Here is an 18000-nt window from a genome sequence, read left to right as displayed (position 1 = left end):
TTACAACCCATGAAAATCGGTGATTCCTCAGAGCAATCCTCAACCTCTAATCCCCTAGAGGGTAAACCCTTGCCCCCCATTCCTCTATTTACCATGTTTCGGTTAGGTTTGTATCAAATGGGGTTAGGAATTATGTCTTTACTAACCCTGGGTGTGATTAACCGAATTATGATTGATGAGTTAAAAGTTCCGGCTTTAATTGCAGCAGGGGCGATCGCAATGCACCAATTTGTTGCCCCCGCTAGGGTGTGGTTTGGTCAGATGTCTGATGCTAAACCGTTATGGGGATATCATCGCAGTAGCTATGTATGGATTGGGTTAATTTTATTTACCAGTGCTTCATTTTTAGCAATACAAATCGTTTGGCAATTAGGGGCGAGTATTCAAGTTAATGGATTTAATGGAATTGCTTATTTATGGGCGAGTTTATTAGCCTTAATTTTTGCCGGATATGGTTTGGCTTTAAGTGCAAGTTCCACCCCCTTTACTGCCCTTTTATTTGATGTTTCTGATGAAGATAATCGCTCTAAATTAATTAGTATTGTTTGGTCAATGCTAATGGTGGGAATTGTGATTGGAGCGATTATTAGTTCTAAAATTCTTCATCGTCCCGAACTGTGTGGGGCTGCGATTTTGACCGAGAACCCCATAGCAACAACCACAAATTTACCGGAATTACAAGCCTCTGTTACTCCGTTATTTATCATAATACCGTTAATGGTGATCGGATTATCTGTAATTGCAACCATCGGTATTGAACGTCGGTTTTCTCGTTACCAATTTCGCTCTACTGTTGTGGAACGCGAAGATCAAATTACGTTTAATCGCGCCCTTAAAATTTTAACCGCTAGTCCCCAAACGGGATTATTTTTTACCTTTTTGTTGGTGATGACGATTAGCTTATTTATGCAGGATGCGGTTTTAGAACCCTATGGGGGTGAAGTCTTTGGAATGTGTGTGTCTGAAACTACACAATTAAATGCGTTTTTTGGAATGGGAACCTTAATGGGTATCGCCTCAACTGGATTTTTAATTGTTCCCCGTATCGGTAAAAAAAATACAGTGAAACTGGGTTGTATTGGAGTTTCAATTTGTTTAATATTCTTCATTTTCGCCGGGTTTACTGCGAACCCTGTCTTTTTAAAAGGGTCATTATTAGGCTTTGGTTTATGTTCAGGAATTCTAACGGCGGGAGCGATTAATTTAATGTTAGATTTAACCTTAGCTGAAACGGCTGGAACTTTTATTGGAGCTTGGGGTTTAGCTCAGGCAATGGCGCGAGGATTAGCAACGGTTTTAGGCGGTGCTGTTTTAGATTTAGGACGGGCGATCTTTCAGGTTCCTGTTTTAGCTTATGGAATGGTTTTTACAGTTCAAGCTATCGGAATGATCCTGGCAATTGTCCTATTAAATCGGGTGAATGTGCGAGAATTTAGCGAAAATACAAAACGAGCGATCGCTAATGTATTAGAACAGGAATTAGATTAGTATGGCACTACGCATCAGGGGAATAGGCAATATTTTAGACTTTAAAAATCTCCTAACCTGAATGTGTAATTAATTTGTTTACTTACTGATCAATCAATATCAAGTTATGCTGGCAATTCCACATCAACAAAAACGCCGTTATGATCGCTCATGGTTACATTACTATCAGAAATATTTTCCCAAAAGCCAACTTGGAAATAGGGTTGCAGTTCATAACTGACACAGATATGATCAATATTATGTCGTTCTTTGGGCTTAACTTCATCAGTTAAACAAACGAGATTGTTACGTTTTAGCTCATGGGTTAATAAAGCAATTCCTTTTTGAGTTCCATACCAACGTGAACCATCTCTTGCTTGGTTGAAATCTCCGGCAATTATGAGTTTGCAATCAGGGTTGGTTTTCGCTAGATGCTCCCAATCATTTCCATGTTGTTCAATTGATCGGTAATGTTCTTCCCAGCTTTTTGATTTTCCATCTATTCCGCGATCGCCATGCCAGGTGATAATTGTCCCATAAATTAACAGGTTGTAGCCTTGTAAATTTACTTTGATACAGACAGCGAGGATTGGATCAAATGTTTTGAGCATTTCAGTAGGAGCCTGTATTCTTGACCAGATTGTGGTGTAAGCATTTTGATCCAATCTCTTATCTTGATATTCAATTGATGAGAACTTGAAGTAGCCCTTTTTTGATAAATCAACAGCAAGATTATTGGTCTCTGTCAAGATCCAAACATCAGCATTTATAGTTTGAATTTGATCTAATACTGCTGGTGTCTTTTTGGGGCTTTTTGGTTTCGGATGCTCCAAATTCCAAGTAGCGATCCTGAGTCTTTGCATCATCATAGGTTTTCACTAAGCTGATATCATTAAGTTTTGCTCTGTACCCTATATCAATAATAAATCTTGACGATCCTAGTTTTTCGGGTCAAACTCGATTCCAAAAGGAACAATACAGCAATTCTATCGACTTTAGGTTATATAAGGATTAAACCTAATCTCAAGAACAAATAAGGATGTTGTGTTTATGTTCAGTTCTCAATTTTCACGTTCAGGATTGTCAATTTTCCTAGCATTCGGTTTAACAACAGCCGTGGCTATACCTTTACTGCCAAGAATTCCAGCCACGGCTCAATCCTTTCCCAATACCTTACAACGGGATAGAATCTTAGCAGGAACTGTAATTTCAGTCGAATATCCAGAAGCTGAAAAAATTGTGGTGATGCCCAATGAAACCGTTCCTTTAACGATGACGGTAGCACAAAATGTTGTCACCAGCCAAGGACGGGTCTGGATTCCCGCAGGGGCTGAAATTGTCGGACAATTAAAACCCGCTTCCGGGGGATCTCAATTTGTGGCTAATGAAGTGATTATTAGTGCTGGACAACGATTTCGCTTAGATGCTAATTCTCAAGTGGTGACTCGCACAGAAACCATTCGCAAAGGAGCTTCAGCCCGGTCTATTCTAGGGGGAGCCGCCATTGGAGCAGCAGCAGCGACGGCGATTGGTGCTATTGTTGGCGATAATGCGATCGCGACCGAAGAAGTGTTAGGGGGTGCGGGACTCGGTGCCATTACCGGAGTATTCGTCGGACGTCGCAAAGTCGATGTTGTGGTGGTTCGTCCCAGTCAGGACCTGAATTTAACCTTACAATCGGATATCCTTTTCCGTTAAATTGTAGTAAGGCGTTCACGCCTCTATCCATTAAATTGTAGTGAGGCGTTCACGCCTCTGTCTGGAAAGACAGCCCTGAAGGGCTGACTACGGGGCTAAATATGAGGAGTTCAAGCGCTAAAAAATACGGGGTTGCATTCTTCCTGACTTTGGGGTTAATGGTATTAGTCAGTTGTTGGAGTCCGAATGTCACACAAACGGCTGAGTCTTCTCTGCAACACGCTCAGACCCTGGCGGAAGGGATGACCCAACAACTGATTACCCAAACCCCCCAAACCCCCCGTTTTGCCCAACCCATTGATTGTCAACTGGGTGAAGATTGCTTTATTTTGTTATACCCAGATCGAGATCCTAGTCCCAAGGCTGTTGATTTTGGCTGTGGACGGCAAACCTATGATGGTCATCAAGGCACAGATTTTGCCATACCAGACGAACAAGCCATGGCCAGAGGGGTTCCGGTGGTGGCGTCGGCGGCGGGGACGGTGTTACGAGTCCGAGATGGCGTGGTTGACAAACGCATTGCACAGGAAGCGGATAAAACGGCGGTAGAAGGGACGGAATGCGGTAATGGGGTTGTTATTGACCATCGCTCTGTGCCCAATGGCGCAGGCTGGGAAACTCAATATTGTCATTTGCGACAGGGAAGCCTGCGGGTTAAACCGGGGGATACCGTTGAGAAAGGGACAATTTTAGGATCAGTTGGCGCTTCTGGGTTAGCCTCCTTTCCCCATGTTCATCTCACCATTCGTTATAACGGGGAAGTGATTGATCCCTTTGTGGGGCCAGAAGCAACGGCCGGATGTAATGTGACTCGTAACCCCATTTGGGAACAATCCTTAGCCTATATTCCAACGGGGTTAATTCGGGCTGGATTTTCAACCCAACCCCCGACAATGGATGAATTATGGCAGGGTAAATTTAACGAAACTATTTTACCCCAAGATAGTCCAGCATTGTTATTTTGGGTACAGGTTTATGGGGTATTAACGGGAGATAAAATGATTTTTAATGTTTATGATGCTCAGGGAATAAAAGTTGTTAATAATGAAAGTTTTGTGAATGAATCGAGTAAAACTTGGATTGGTTATGTGGGGAAAAAAAATAATCCTCAATCCCCTTTAACCCCCGGAAATTGGAAGGCTGAATATCAATTAATTAGAGGCGATCGCACTTTAGTTAAAGTTCAACGACAACTGCAATTGCAATAAGATATTGTGCATTTAAACTAGGATTTTATAGAATTTCCCTAGCAAGTAGAGAGATCTGGGAAGTGGTCGGAATATCGCGATCGCTTCCCAAACCTGTTTCCAATCAATTAATTTCCCCAGCGAGTGGGGAGTCAATGAGTTACAAATTCATTATAAAAACCTGTCAGATCCCCTGTTTCCAATCAATTAATTTCCCCAGCGAGTGGGGAGAATGAAAATAATCAACACTTGTAATGTGAATCCGTTGTTTCCAATCAATTAATTTCCCCAGCGAGTGGGGAGTCCTGCTTTGCCACTCAGAAGTGGTCAAGTGGGAGGTGTTTCCAATCAATTAATTTCCCCAGCGAGTGGGGAGATGTTGACTGGAATTGGTACTTTCAAACAGAAGAAGAAGTGTTTCCAATCAATTAATTTCCCCAGCGAGTGGGGAGGGTCGTGGTGGTGCTAATAAACATCTCTTCTCCTTGTTTCCAATCAATTAATTTCCCCAGCGAGTGGGGAGCTATGCCAGGATCAACTCACCATTATGGTGCTATAAGTTTCCAATCAATTAATTTCCCCAGCGAGTGGGGAGTACAGCTTTAAGGCTTAAGCCTTTGGCCATCATGCTTGTTTCCAATCAATTAATTTCCCCAGCGAGTGGGGAGTTGAGAACTTAATGTCTTGTTACCGACTACTCACTGGTTTCCAATCAATTAATTTCCCCAGCGAGTGGGGAGACTATTTCTACTCTTCACCTCTTCCCTCTACTTCTAGTTTCCAATCAATTAATTTCCCCAGCGAGTGGGGAGATATGATGCCACCTTAGAGTGGTGGTTAGGTACAGCTTCTGCAGTGTTTCCAATCAATTAATTTCCCCAGCGAGTGGGGAGACCCAGACGAATGTGAGTCTCTCAACAATCAAATTGTCTTTAAGAGTTTCCAATCAATTAATTTCCCCAGCGAGTGGGGAGTTGGGGTGGGTTCCAATCTAACCTTCTCTCTTTTGTTTCCAATCAATTAATTTCCCCAGCGAGTGGGGAGGGGCAATCCTTCAGGGAGTTAGTTATCCCTACACAGTTTCCAATCAATTAATTTCCCCAGCGAGTGGGGAGAAGGGCAACAAAAACGTGCAGCTGAACTTCTCGCTCGTCCTGGTTTCCAATCAATTAATTTCCCCAGCGAGTGGGGAGTCAAGATGGAACATGAGTTCCTTAGAGAGATAACTCTCTCTATTTCAGGTTTCCAATCAATTAATTTCCCCAGCGAGTGGGGAGATTAATGCACAAGAAATCAGCCACGATGAAATTGTGGCACTCGTTTCCAATCAATTAATTTCCCCAGCGAGTGGGGAGTGTTGATCATTTTCAATAATTAACTGAGGACAACAACTCCGGTTTCCAATCAATTAATTTCCCCAGCGAGTGGGGAGTACTTAACATCTACTAAAGGTATTACTGAACAAGGTTTCCAATCAATTAATTTCCCCAGCGAGTGGGGAGTGGAAACAGATTCAGATTGGAGGTCATGTAGAAGAGTGCCAGTTTCCAATCAATTAATTTCCCCAGCGAGTGGGGAGGGGAATGTGAAATGACCTAACAATATAAAGGGATAGTTAAGTTTCCAATCAATTAATTTCCCCAGCGAGTGGGGAGGTGGAAATATCTAAGTCTTCCCATTGAATGGGAGAGTTTCCAATCAATTAATTTCCCCAGCGAGTGGGGAGTCACGATGCCTCTTGGTGCAAGTGAAACCATTCTTGAGTGGTTGTTTCCAATCAATTAATTTCCCCAGCGAGTGGGGAGCTAAAGACTTACACAGCCGAACTACATAAGTTCCTAGTTTCCAATCAATTAATTTCCCCAGCGAGTGGGGAGTTGAAGGTTTCACCCACTTTGGAGTCAAGCAGTTCACCGTTTCCAATCAATTAATTTCCCCAGCGAGTGGGGAGGGAGCGGTGGGAACCAGAAGACCTTTACGATGAATACGAGTTTCCAATCAATTAATTTCCCCAGCGAGTGGGGAGCTACTTGGAGTTCGGTAAGTTCGATGGCAATGACCTCGTTTCCAATCAATTAATTTCCCCAGCGAGTGGGGAGAGTATAGGAGAATTGATATGTCAGATTTACCCTAGTTTCCAATCAATTAATTTCCCCAGCGAGTGGGGAGTCCAAGAAGCTATTGATGTATATAACTCGCTACAAGTTTCCAATCAATTAATTTCCCCAGCGAGTGGGGAGACCACGTAAAGGCAGCCGACTGCCAGATTCTTGATGTTTCCAATCAATTAATTTCCCCAGCGAGTGGGGAGTAAGTAAGAAGAATAGTCATTTGATATTACCGTTTCCAATCAATTAATTTCCCCAGCGAGTGGGGAGACCTCTCTTATATCTATCTATTGAATCGCATTATCCTTCGTTTCCAATCAATTAATTTCCCCAGCGAGTGGGGAGATAACTTCAATTGCAGTGAAGTTATTACCTCCTGTGTTTCCAATCAATTAATTTCCCCAGCGAGTGGGGAGTCCTTAATCTCCCTCCCTATAATTGCTATCTCATAAGGAGGGATTGTGTTTCCAATCAATTAATTTCCCCAGCGAGTGGGGAGTATATACACTCTTAACTAAATTAGGTACCTCAAGGTTTCCAATCAATTAATTTCCCCAGCGAGTGGGGAGGTACGTATGTACCCTGATGGCGCTGTGTTCTCTAGTGCAGTTTCCAATCAATTAATTTCCCCAGCGAGTGGGGAGCTAGTATAGACTTCTTCAAGACAACAGAGATCATTGAAGTTTCCAATCAATTAATTTCCCCAGCGAGTGGGGAGTCCCCCTATTTTAAACCCAGACACCATCGGCTGTCTAGTAGGCATTTGCGAGGCTCAGGAAAACCGTTGGCTGAAACCCGATTTTGCCTGCTGCCAAAATCGCCAGAATCCTTACCCAGAGCAATATCGAGGCTCCCAATGAGAGAATCAGTATTACAGCCATTTTGCCTGAGCCTCGCAAGCCCATGATTTCGTTGATGATCCCTCCTAAACTTCCCCATCCAAACCCCTGGTTTCATGTCCGGGCAAAAAAACGAAACCCTTACCCAGAAAGCTGGCGAGGCTCATCAAACTTTCCTAAGCCTCCCCAACCTCTTTAAACAATCAACGAACTCGGATACTCAGTAATCTTTGGCCCCTGACCCCAAGTTTCCACACTTCCCCAAGTATGGCGAGAAAGAGGATAAAACCGCAGATTATCTTCCGCCAAATTCACCTGTTTTTTCAAGCGTTTCTGTAACTCAAGATATTTTGATTCAGGTAGAACACACTCAAACACCGAATATTGAACCCGCTTTCCATATCCCTCTAATAAATTCGCCACTTTGCGACGACGTTTATCACAAGGAATATCATAGGCAACAATATAAAATAACATCAGCGCAACTCATAAGGTTGGTATCCTTCAATCGGGTTGTAAACAAATTGCTTAAAAAGCTTCACCTGTTGAGTCAAAATATCCCATCGAGGTTGATTTTCTCCCGCCACAGTTGTTAACTTTTCCTCCATTCGTTGCAGAAACGCCTTTAAGAATTTAACTCGACCCGAATCATTCAGAAAACAACCGCCATCATGGTAAGTAAAATCCGTATTTGCATCAATCATATTGCGATTAATTAAATACATCACCAATGAATCCACAATCGGTGCTCTAAACTCCTCAATTAAATCCGAAGCCAAAGCAGCATGACGTTCAGTTCCTTGATGTAAACACCCGAAATAAGGGTCAAGTCCCTGAAGTTCAATTAAACTTAAAAGATGATTCCACAGAACTTGATACCCAAAACTCAATAAAGCATTGACTGGATTTCCAGGGGGACGACGCGATCGCACCGTAAACACAAACTTAGGATGAGTTAAACAGTCACCCAAAGCCGAAAAATATTGAGAAGCCGCTGCACCTTCTAACCCCATTAATCGTTCCCAACTTTCTGCTTCTATTACCTTTTCCATCAAATGATTTAAACTTTGAATTGCAAAAGTAATCGCCTCAGAAGATTGACGACGAGCTTGGCGTTGGAGAATCACTCGACTATTTTTCAGTTTCGCTTGTACAATGCGACGAGCTACAATTAAACGGTCTACTCTAGTCAGTTGTTGTTGATAGCGAGATAGATGCCGATATCCCCGTTCAACCGGTAAAATTCGACCATAACAATATCCCATGCGAGATAAATAAGCTATCGGAACATTACGAAATAAACAAGCTCGAATCGCTTGAGTCGTCACTTGAGATTTACCAAAAATTAACACTTGTTCCAGCAGGGGAATTTGAGCTTCTGCTAAGACTTCCTTCCCCTTTTTGATTAACAAACTTTCGGCTTCTAAAGTTAGATAACATCCTTGTTCAGACACATACAATGTTAACATAATTTAGCGATCAATCTCATGGGATGAACGAGAATCTAATTCAGAAGAATAGGTCGTATTTTGATGTAAAGGAATTTCACCCATAGAGCGAGAAGGTTGCAGAAATCGAATAATACCATCAGCTATAGTGGCGGTAAAAAAAGTGGCAATTGTCACTAAAAAAGTATTACTAATTACGGCGGCTAATCCCACTGGAGCAATTAACAGGATAATTAAGGTAATTGTTCCATTGACAATAGCGATCGCAAAATTCCGAACAACAATGGCACGACTAGAAATATACATGATAGCTCCTTGATAATGTTTTAATGTCCTACAAATAACTGAATGTTTTGGCTATTTTTAAGCTTATTGAGTAAAATCAAAAGGTAAAATATTAATTTTTAACCCTAGATTCTAACAAATTAAATATCTTTTGGTTGAGAATATCATAAGGATTTATTTTCGGAACATGAGTAATCACTTGCAATAATTCTCGCATATTTTTTTTAACTTTCTCCGGTTCATCAATTTCCGAAATTCCCTCAAAATCATGAATAAATTGATTACGTTGTTCACAATATTCATTTAACGTTTCTATTTGTGAATAGAGGGGGCAGAATTGGGGCGATATTTCCAGAATAATCATCATAATTAACCGACTCATAAAACCATTAAGATCTAAGCTTTTGCCATTAGGTAAACGATAATTTTCTAAGCTTTTATAAAAACGACCCCCTTCTATTCGCTTGAGAGTTGCCCAGAACTGATCAATTTCTGACCTTTTTTTAGGAAGTTTTACTTTCAGGGTTTCTTCTACAACAAATCTAAGAAACCCTTCTTGAAATCTAAACACATCAACCAAAAAATCAGCATATTGTTGATTTTTAAGTTTCATAAACGCCTTAAAATAAACTTCTTTTAATAAAGCAGGCTTATTTTTTTGACGTAAACTAGAAATTTCCGAAATCCACTGAGATTCTAAATCAGATTTCCAAGGTTGAATCGCCGTAAATGCTAAATCAAAATCAAACGCCATCCGATAATCAGCATATTTTAACAAGGCTTCAATCAATTCTGTCGATAAATTACTAACTTTGACTGTTGCTAAAGCTCCACTATAATTATAATCTAAAATTTGTTGTTGAATTACTTTTAAATCAAATTCATTTTTTAAAACCTCCACATTTGTCGAAAAAACTCTCGGTTGTCCCGACTGCATTTGTTTAGGGTTTCTAACTTGCCAAACCGAACTATGAGGCGCGTAACCAGCCGCTTGTAAAATACTCCAAGCTGACTTCATTACAGGTGTACCCGATGACGCATTAAACTCTAAATGATCACCTTTTTGTAGATATTGTTTCGCTAAATCTAATCCTTTTCTAGCTTCTTGAACAGCCGCCAATAAATTAACAGGATCTTGGGAAAGAATATCTTCAACCGGAATAATATCAATCTGATCAAGAGATAAATTTAAAGGTTCATCTTTTAACCAATCCTTAGTCGCTTCTGCTCGTTCTTGGGTTTCGGCTGTATGTAATAGGATAACCCGATTAATTGTATTTTTTTCTGCCATTAAATACCGAATTAAAGTAACAATAGAACCTTCTTCTGTGGTCTGGTCAGAAAAGGGATCTTGGTTGCCAACAAAGGATAAAACAATACTTGTCATAATGATTTAATTCAATTAATTCAACAATTAAACCTAAAAATATTTCGATTTCCTTAGAATTTCGTAGGGGTGAGGCGCGCCTCACCCCTACAGTTAATGAATGGTTAAGGTTGATAAGATGCGATCGCTTCTTCAATCTCTTGGTGAAGTTTTGCCATTAAACTCGCTTCTTCAAGAGATGTAAATTCTTGAGGTAGATTGTCTTTAGCAATAAAGTTTAGATAAACTAAAACTCGTTTTTCCCATTGCTCTAAATTTTCTACTTCCCAGTCTTTAAAAACTTCAACTTCTGACAAACCTTGTAATTGATGAAAATTTTTATTTCGCTTGTCACAAATACCGTCTTGCGCCCAAAAACGTTTAAAATCAACTATGTTTTGGCAGTTTGGTTTTTCAATTCTAAATAGCGTGTATAAATCTTCGCCAGCAAGGAGTATTCCTTTAGGTTTTTGGTCGTTTTCTCCCAGTGTTTCTAGTTTGACTGCAAGCTCTTGAAATTTAATCTTTAATTTTCCAAGGCTATTCGTTTTTTTAGGATTTTCTAGGTTGATTTTTGCCCCCTTAAAATAATTTTTAGGATCATCAAGGATCGAAGGTTGTAAATAAGAACGTTCATTGTCGAGGTCGAGTTTGATATGAGCTTTAAATTCATGTTTCCCCCATTCTAAAAATGCGGCTTCAACGGCTCGAAACCCGTGAAAAAATGCCTCAACCATATTACTCTGTTTAAATCGAATTTTTGCTAAATAAGCAGCTTCATACACAGGTTGCCACCAATTTTCATCCCACCAGATTTCTGTCGCTTCTTGAGATAAATTTAATCGACGCTCCAAAAACTCTTTAAACTTAGCATAATTCCAGAGCATCGCCATCTCTAATTTCTCTAAAGTTTGTTGTTCTATGGCTTTTTGAGATTGCTGTATATCCTCTTTAAGTAATTGGTAAACCCCTGAATAATCATAATTTTTGAGTAATGCCAAAGCCTCTTGTCGGCGAATTCTTTTGAGATAAGATGACCGATCAATAAAACGAGTTAAGTTAGAATCTTGTTCATTACTAATTAAAAATTTGACTCGTTGACCGAATAAAGTCAAACTTTCAAACTGAACTGCTGAAGAAATTGCCGGGGTACTGGCTTGATGACTCACATAAACAATATCCGGCTCTAATTGAATTTTAGCGAATTCATTCTGAACTAAATTCAAAACCCGATCCCAATCATCTAAACCCGGTTTATCGGGTGGAGACAATTGTAGAGGAATCAGTTCAACTCCGGGGAATTCTTGTTTAAAATAACTCTCAAGAATCGGTTTTAATTCACAGGTATCTTGCCAATAGGGAGATTTAGGTTGTCGTCTCTGAGCATTGTCTTGAAAAATCTGTGATTGATCCGTTAAAATAAAGGCGATTGCATCAGGAACTTCAATCGTTTTCAACTTTTCAACAAAGTTACTCAGCAACGGAAACGTTAAATAGGTTTCAATTTGTTGTTTAACTTTTTCTGAACTTAATTGATAAACCTTCCCTAAAATTCGAGCCACGATGCGATAAGATTCTTTAACATCTTGGAAAATAGGTTGAGGCTCAAACGAAACATCATAACATTCATATAGAATATCATCATTATACCAATTTCGCCAAACGATATTACTGCGTTGTTTTTCAGTTCTGCCCTTGTCTCGATTCGCTTTATCACTATCAAGCTGAACATCACTGCTACCAATGGTCACTATCCATAAAATCATAATTTTAGTTCCCCCAAAGTTGTTGAAAGTCTTCTGGATTTTGCTTTAAAAAATTCAAAAAATCTCTACATTCTGGTGAATTATCTGGAAAAATGGTAATTAATTCCAAAAATTTAGGAGTTTGTCTGACAATCGGCTTGTTAGGATCTTCTGGATTGTTGAGAAGTTTAATTGCAGGATACATTCGATGACAAATCAAACTAATTTGCCCCATTCTTCCTGTAATATGAGTGTTGTAAATTGTTTTTTCTAGCTGAAAGTTTTGGATTCTTTCTTGATAAGGTTGATGAAACCAACGCACCGCTATACTATTGTCAGCATCTTCAGCAATTCGACCCCAAACTTGAACATTACTCGGATGCCATGACTCTCGCCAATTATTTGCCCATTGGTTTTCTTGTAAAGGTTTATTTTGAGATTGTATCCATTCTTTAGCAGTTGCTCGCACCCCATCTAAAAAGCTACCCACCTGATCTAATTTTCTGACTTTGACATAGCGACGTTGACTATTTTCTCCTAACCATTGCCAGTGACAACCAATTAAAGCTTTGTAGCCATTTTCATAATAGTCTGGGAAAAACTTGCGGTGATCAGCCCGTCGCCAAGATTTGCCAAATCCGCCAAAAATCATTGCAAACTGCATTAACTTTGCGACTAATTTTTTCAAAATCGCTTCTTGATTTGAGTCCGCTAAAGGTTTCGCTAAAAACCAAGTTAATTCTCCTTCAACCTTATAAGCAGGTTGAGCATAATTTCCAGAACCAAAGGATTTTATCTCTAAATTAGATTCCTGAAACTGAAACCCTAATAACCCAACGGTTGCATCTCTTTGCTGAATACCACCCAACAAATCCTCAACTAATTGTTCTGCGGTTCTACTATCCGTTAAACCTCCAAAAATTCTTAACGCATGACCTCGCAAAGCAGCGCGGAAAATATTAGGACGAAACTCGCCACTCCCGTCAATTAATTTGGCAGCTTGTCCCTGACCTTTGAGTTTTGCCCGAAACAGAACCGGATGGGACGTTTGATTAATTTGTCCGTAGCCTGTGGAAACTTTTGATCCTAGACCCATTGCCAGCGCTCGTTGCCAAATTTCCCAAATTTGCGCCCATTGATCGGTTGACAACGATTTCGGGCTAGAAATGGCAAACCGAAGCCTGGGCTTATAAAGGGAAATTTGGGCATAGGGACTCTCCCCCTGCGGTTTTTGATTGGTGTTCTGAGTCATCAACTGCCAACCTTGTTGCGGGTGAACTAAATCGAGTAAACCCTCTGTCCAATCGTTAATCGGGTAAGCACCCTGAAACCGCAATAACCCTGGGGTGATGTCTAACTCATCCCCACAATAATAATTACAAGTTCCTGGGGGGACTTTACCTGCATCTTCCGCTTGCTGACAAGCTTGGCGAAAAGCCCCCTTCATACTGCTACCCGGATAAAAGGGAATCCCCGAAGCCCCAATTACAGGGCGAAGCATTCCATCATCCTGTCCGCCATTGGTGACAAACCGCCAAGAGATGTCATAGGACTTGGCTTGATAAGTAGCGGTTGCAATATCCTGAGTGTTTTCCTCAGAGATAAACTCCGCTTGATCAATCCATTCATCAACCCAACGTTCCACGTCCTGATCTTCGCCTTGGCTTTTTTTCTGAGGATCTAAATATTGCAGTTGACTGCGCCCTGGAATTTGAGCGCGAAACATCATCGGGATTTTTTTATAAGCACTAGGAATTGATGTCATGGGTTAATCTCTCCGCCCTGTTTTATAACGTTGTGTCCACCAAACAATACAATCACAAAGTTGCGTTAAAACTGCGATCGCAATTCGTTGATCTTCCACGGATAAAGCCCAAAGCTTTTCAGACATGGTTTGAATTTGTTGGGTATTAGTGGGATTAACGGCATCATTCGGAATTTTTACCCCAGCTTTTCCCATAATGGTTTGCAAAGCATCCCAAGTTTCTTTCCAAAAAATTGATTTGGTTTCCTCTCTGCCTTTTAACCGTAAATGTTCACCCCAAAATCGTTCTAACCCATAAGCGACAGCCATTCGCATTTTATAGGATTGATTTAGGGATTGGGGTTCCCGTTTCCGTGCTTGCAGAACCAGTTTTTGAGCAATCCGATCCAATTCATAAGATTCCCAACTCATAATTAATAATCTCCTTGGAGTGAAACCCGACAATGACCAAAACCAATGGATTCTAAACCGCCAAAATATAAATCTGCTGAATTTTCTGCTTCGCCAAACGGTTTCCAACCTGTTTCTTTTAAAGCAATCGGAAACACTAAAATACTGCCTTCAGGTAACGCTTCTGTATTGAAAAACGCGCCCTTTTCTGTATCCACTTTTTTCATTTCATCCAACAGTTTAACCCGGCTTTGGCGATAGAGTGCCATATCATGTAACATAGCAATATCGTTATCATCAACTACGACTAATTTATTCCCCTCTAAACTTGTTCCTTTGGGAATCCAATCGGATAAGTTCTGGTTATGTTCAATTTTGAGAAACCCTAAGTTAAAAAATAGAATTTTCCCTCCGGTTTCAATTTGGCGACCTTGTAAACCACTCTGGGCAGTATAAGGAGCAGGAGTATCCGCCGTAATTCCTGCAATCCGTTTAAACCGCTTTAAGAGGAAAGGACAACTAACCCAAACCACTGGTTGACCTGGACAAAAGACCGGAAACCAAACCAGAGAAGCGTATTCAAACTTAACTAAGGCTTCGGTTGTCCCCCCATCAGGACGACCATCAACGGATTCATGTCCATACCAACGTTGTTCTTCCCCGGCTTCTCGATCTCGCATATCGGCGCGAAACCGTCCCCGAATCGAACTACCAGGGATGATTCCCGTCTGGGTAAATTGGTCACGAAAAATCAGATTAAGATTTCCAGTTTCTTCTCCAGCCGTTGCCCCGACATGGAGAGGGGCCAGTGCTTCAATAATTCCGTAGGCTTTGCTGTACATTATTCGGGTACTCCTTGAATACTAATGGGTAAACATAAAGCAGATCCCAAGTGTTTGAGGGAAAATCCTTCTTTGGGAAACCATTCGTCAGGAAACTCCCACCACGTTAAATTCAAAGGATGTTTCAAGACGTAAACGCTTCCGGCGGGGACAGCATAACGTCCTCGGCTGAGTCGTCCGCTTTCCGCTTGGGGTTGTTGATTCGTTCTGGAATGACCCAAACGATAACGGTAAGCAACGGCTTTATCGGTGAGCATTTTCATCCCTTGGCGGGGAAAATCGGGGTGACGAGGGTAACGGTAGGAAAGTTTATTTGACCCCCAAACACCAGGGGTAATGAGCGCAAAAGCATGGTTAATTTTTTGCCCTAGAAGTTGGTTGATTTTAGGGTTATCTGAGAGCTTATGGGTTTCAACTTCTACTAAATGTCCTTCACCACCAAACCGATACCATCCATTGGCTAGTTCATAGTTAGATAGATAAACGAGGCAATAGTCTTGATCTAACTGCACGGCATTTTCTAAAAATAGTCCATCTTCTTCAACAACGTGCCGCTCGTTGTCTTTCATTTTGGGATGTAACATCGGAACAAAATGCCAAGGAACTTTTGCGATCGCATTTCTGGCTTTGAGTTCATCCGCAGGTAAATTCCAATCCTTAATTAACTGCCAACTATACTGCGGTTTTACCTCTTTCTTTTGACGTTCCCATTGATGTTGACCCAGACACCATTGATCACCATTAGATTCAATCGATTCTGATGAATTTTGTTTTTTGACAAATTGCCATTCATCATTATCTTTCTCTGCCATTACCTTAGTCCAAGGAATGGGAACATAGAAATTATCAGGACTATCTTGTTTTGCCCAAAAGGGGCCAGCAACAATCAGATTATTTCTCAAGGTTTCCCGATCACTTTGATTCGCATTAAAAAATAGTCCTGCGATTGCTCCTGTATCAGGTGGGAATTTAGCACCTGAGCGTCCCACTAGGTTTTCTGGAGACAGAAACCCTCCGGCACTGCCATACATAAACCCCAAGGGGGAAACAGTAATTACATATTGGAATTGTGACATAATTGCCAACCTACTTGTACCAGATCATTAAGCCAATTTACAATTGCTAAATTTTTGTTCTCTCCTGCTATTTCATCCCATCTATTTTCCTCATTAAATCTTTCTCCGATTTGATCGAAATACAAATTAAATAACGCTAAAGGAATGTCTTTCTTCACAGAACGTTTAACCGTTTCCTCTAAGCAAATCCCATGACGGGCTTTTAATTGTGCCCAATCATTGTAAATGTGAGTCCAATTGGGATTTTCTCCCCAGGTTTTGCCATCGCGATCGCGATATTTCTTCAAAATGTCTAAATCTTTCCAAGGGCAAGTCCACTGTACAAACTGACCGCTATTAAAAACTACTCGAATGGTTAAGCGATCGCGTTCTAAACTTTTTGAACGTTTTTCCGCTTCTCGACAGTGTTGTAAAATATCCCGTTGGGGAACTTGATGACCTGCCCAAACAAAACCCACACTAAAGGTAAAGTCAAAGTTGAGATCTTCTTTAATACTGGCTTGCAGTTCCTCCCAATGCTCCTGTAAATGTAACAACCAATTTAATACTTCCGTCAGTTTGAGTTTATTGGAATTGGAATTTTTATCGGTTTGCTCACTGTAAAGCACCCCTAAAAAATCATCACCCCCGGCATAAATAACCCGTCCTTTTCCGGGGGGAAATAAGTCTGTTTTTGCTTCAAATTCTTTCCCCCATTCTCTCATTTTAAGGGTGAACTTCTTCATCTGATCTTCAGATTGAGTGGCGAGTAGCTGAAGTTTATCCCCAACTTCATCACCATCACCCATAAACCATCCTGTCCAGTATCCTGCGTTTCGGTTAATTTCCTTAAACTCTGGATCGGAGGATTTTTGTTTAATTTTTGCCATCCCAATCTGATCAGCAATTTTGTCATAAGTGACTAAACGTTTCACCAGTTCGGGAATACTCAACCGTTCATTCGGAGCAAGATATTTACCACTGGTGTCAGGGTTTTTTTCTTCGTACTCCCTTAACGCCTGCAAAGATAAACTAGATTTTTGAAGTCTATCCTCTGGATTATCTAATAACCAAGATAAGCGCCTATAAAATAGTTCAAGTTGGTCTTTTTGGTCTGGGGTTAGTGCTTGTCCGGGTTGGTTAGATTCCTTTCCTAATTGATGCCAAGCAATCGCATCGGTTCCAGTTAAACTTGAACTTTCACCCATCCAATTAATCCCAATCCAATCTCGTTTTAATTTACGAGTTTCTAAGTCTTCCATTGCATCTGGGATTGATGCACCATATCCCCAAAATATTTCCCAGGTATGGCTTCCCCAGCGTTCCCATTCTCCTTTATGTTTGCCAATTTGGTCTTCTGGTTGTGACCAATAATACTCAGTTTTTGGGATACCGATATTGTCTTCTATCCACTCCCGGCAAATTATCAAAATCTTTTGCCATTCGTTTAATAGGATATTCTGCACATCATTGCGCTCAAATTTTCCTTTAATTAAAATTCGGTTGGGCATTCCTTTTTGAATTGTCGGTAATCCCGGAGAAATCACCTCTAATCCTGAACATAATGCCTCTTGTACTATTCGGGAACTTAAGTAAGATAGAATCAGCGAGGCTCCATATAAATCCCTCAGTTTACGGGATTTTTCGATGAAGCCCTGCACAGGTGCAAAACTTATGGCTGTATATCCTTCAGTCATAGACATAATTTCATAGCTGGTTAGTTTTGTCTCATTAAAACAAGACAAATTGAATTTAATATCTAAGAGTATTCGCAGGGGGTAGCTGTGCAGAACAGTGCTTCTACA

14 protein-coding genes and 1 CRISPR repeat array are annotated in these 18000 nt (G+C 40.7%); of the genes, 3 read left to right on the top strand and 11 right to left on the bottom strand.

What is annotated here, in order from left to right; genetic code table 11:
• The first annotated feature begins 9 nt into the window (after positions 1–9).
• Entirely contained in the window at positions 10–1488 is a 1479-nt protein-coding gene (locus H6G57_RS12450) for a BCD family MFS transporter (protein ID WP_190518983.1), read from the top strand.
• 104 nt (positions 1489–1592) lie between these two features.
• Here H6G57_RS12450 and H6G57_RS12445 read toward each other — a convergent pair whose 3' ends face one another.
• Positions 1593–2336, bottom strand: coding sequence for an endonuclease/exonuclease/phosphatase family protein (locus H6G57_RS12445; protein WP_190518981.1), 744 nt, complete (start codon positions 2334–2336; stop codon positions 1593–1595).
• Positions 2337–2517: 181 nt separating this feature from the next.
• On the opposite strand from H6G57_RS12445, the gene H6G57_RS12440 reads away from it, so the two are divergent.
• A complete protein-coding gene (locus H6G57_RS12440; protein WP_190518979.1) occupies positions 2518–3165 on the top strand; it encodes a hypothetical protein in 648 nt (215 codons plus the stop codon).
• A 101-nt stretch (positions 3166–3266) separates the two neighbouring features.
• On the top strand, positions 3267–4373 hold the full coding sequence (locus H6G57_RS12435; RefSeq protein WP_190518977.1) for a M23 family metallopeptidase: 1107 nt from the start codon (positions 3267–3269) through the stop codon (positions 4371–4373).
• Between the two features lie 95 nt (positions 4374–4468).
• Positions 4469–7178: a CRISPR direct-repeat array (repeat unit 36 nt; unit sequence GTTTCCAATCAATTAATTTCCCCAGCGAGTGGGGAG).
• Positions 7179–7494: 316 nt separating this feature from the next.
• Here H6G57_RS12435 and cas2 read toward each other — a convergent pair.
• The 10 genes from cas2 to H6G57_RS12385 all read right to left on the bottom strand — a co-directional run bounded on the left by cas2 (position 7495) and on the right by H6G57_RS12385 (position 17898).
• Complete coding sequence (gene cas2 / locus H6G57_RS12430) at positions 7495–7776, bottom strand: CRISPR-associated endonuclease Cas2 (protein ID WP_190518975.1); 282 nt, start codon at positions 7774–7776, stop codon at positions 7495–7497.
• Positions 7776–8768, bottom strand: a complete 993-nt coding sequence (cas1, locus tag H6G57_RS12425; protein WP_190518974.1) for a CRISPR-associated endonuclease Cas1 — start codon at positions 8766–8768, stop codon at positions 7776–7778. Before cas1 ends, cas2 begins: the two co-directional genes overlap by 1 nt.
• A 3-nt stretch (positions 8769–8771) precedes the next feature.
• Positions 8772–9053: a CRISPR-associated protein Csx18 gene (csx18, locus tag H6G57_RS12420; protein WP_190518973.1), complete on the bottom strand. Its 282-nt coding sequence runs from the start codon at positions 9051–9053 to the stop codon at positions 8772–8774.
• A gap of 91 nt (positions 9054–9144) precedes the next feature.
• The gene (locus H6G57_RS12415) at positions 9145–10419 is read right to left on the bottom strand and encodes a hypothetical protein (protein WP_190518972.1); all 1275 of its coding nucleotides are present in this window, start codon (positions 10417–10419) and stop codon (positions 9145–9147) included.
• 104 nt (positions 10420–10523) lie between these two features.
• On the bottom strand, positions 10524–12164 hold the full coding sequence (locus tag H6G57_RS12410) for a hypothetical protein (protein WP_190518971.1): 1641 nt from the start codon (positions 12162–12164) through the stop codon (positions 10524–10526).
• A gap of 4 nt (positions 12165–12168) precedes the next feature.
• The gene (locus H6G57_RS12405) at positions 12169–13908 is read right to left on the bottom strand and encodes an RAMP superfamily protein (RefSeq protein ID WP_190518970.1); all 1740 of its coding nucleotides are present in this window, start codon (positions 13906–13908) and stop codon (positions 12169–12171) included.
• Between the two features lie 3 nt (positions 13909–13911).
• Positions 13912–14319, bottom strand: coding sequence for a hypothetical protein (locus H6G57_RS12400; protein WP_190518969.1), 408 nt, complete (start codon positions 14317–14319; stop codon positions 13912–13914).
• 2 nt (positions 14320–14321) lie between these two features.
• The gene (locus tag H6G57_RS12395; protein ID WP_190518967.1) at positions 14322–15140 is read right to left on the bottom strand and encodes an RAMP superfamily CRISPR-associated protein; all 819 of its coding nucleotides are present in this window, start codon (positions 15138–15140) and stop codon (positions 14322–14324) included.
• Entirely contained in the window at positions 15140–16216 is a 1077-nt protein-coding gene (locus H6G57_RS12390; protein WP_190518965.1) for a type III-B CRISPR module-associated Cmr3 family protein, read from the bottom strand. The genes H6G57_RS12395 and H6G57_RS12390 overlap by 1 nt, the downstream gene beginning before the upstream one ends.
• Entirely contained in the window at positions 16195–17898 is a 1704-nt protein-coding gene (locus H6G57_RS12385) for a type III-B CRISPR-associated protein Cas10/Cmr2 (protein ID WP_242048958.1), read from the bottom strand. Before H6G57_RS12385 ends, H6G57_RS12390 begins: the two co-directional genes overlap by 22 nt.
• Between the last annotated feature and the right edge of the window lie 102 nt (positions 17899–18000).

Source organism: Planktothrix sp. FACHB-1365, from assembly GCF_014697575.1.
In the GTDB taxonomy this organism is placed as follows: Bacteria; Cyanobacteriota; Cyanobacteriia; order Cyanobacteriales; family Microcoleaceae; genus Planktothrix.
Note: the sequence above shows the minus strand (reverse complement) of the source record. Positions and strands in the feature narration are given on the sequence as shown.

What these genes read in the sequence shown, in the direction of transcription:
- H6G57_RS12445 (WP_190518981.1), bottom strand. Translation starts at nt 2,336, where the DNA reads ATGATGATGCAAAGACTCAGGATCGCTACTTGGAATTTGGAGCATCCG.
- cas2 (WP_190518975.1), bottom strand. Translation starts at nt 7,776, where the DNA reads ATGTTATTTTATATTGTTGCCTATGATATTCCTTGTGATAAACGTCGT.
- H6G57_RS12410 (WP_190518971.1), bottom strand. Translation starts at nt 12,164, where the DNA reads ATGATTTTATGGATAGTGACCATTGGTAGCAGTGATGTTCAGCTTGAT.
- H6G57_RS12405 (WP_190518970.1), bottom strand. Translation starts at nt 13,908, where the DNA reads ATGACATCAATTCCTAGTGCTTATAAAAAAATCCCGATGATGTTTCGC.
- H6G57_RS12435 (WP_190518977.1), top strand. Translation starts at nt 3,267, where the DNA reads ATGAGGAGTTCAAGCGCTAAAAAATACGGGGTTGCATTCTTCCTGACT.
- H6G57_RS12390 (WP_190518965.1), bottom strand. Translation starts at nt 16,216, where the DNA reads ATGTCACAATTCCAATATGTAATTACTGTTTCCCCCTTGGGGTTTATG.
- cas1 (WP_190518974.1), bottom strand. Translation starts at nt 8,768, where the DNA reads ATGTTAACATTGTATGTGTCTGAACAAGGATGTTATCTAACTTTAGAA.
- H6G57_RS12400 (WP_190518969.1), bottom strand. Translation starts at nt 14,319, where the DNA reads ATGAGTTGGGAATCTTATGAATTGGATCGGATTGCTCAAAAACTGGTT.
- H6G57_RS12415 (WP_190518972.1), bottom strand. Translation starts at nt 10,419, where the DNA reads ATGACAAGTATTGTTTTATCCTTTGTTGGCAACCAAGATCCCTTTTCT.
- H6G57_RS12440 (WP_190518979.1), top strand. Translation starts at nt 2,518, where the DNA reads ATGTTCAGTTCTCAATTTTCACGTTCAGGATTGTCAATTTTCCTAGCA.
- csx18 (WP_190518973.1), bottom strand. Translation starts at nt 9,053, where the DNA reads ATGTATATTTCTAGTCGTGCCATTGTTGTTCGGAATTTTGCGATCGCT.
- H6G57_RS12395 (WP_190518967.1), bottom strand. Translation starts at nt 15,140, where the DNA reads ATGTACAGCAAAGCCTACGGAATTATTGAAGCACTGGCCCCTCTCCAT.
- H6G57_RS12385 (WP_242048958.1), bottom strand. Translation starts at nt 17,898, where the DNA reads ATGTCTATGACTGAAGGATATACAGCCATAAGTTTTGCACCTGTGCAG.
- H6G57_RS12450 (WP_190518983.1), top strand. Translation starts at nt 10, where the DNA reads ATGAAAATCGGTGATTCCTCAGAGCAATCCTCAACCTCTAATCCCCTA.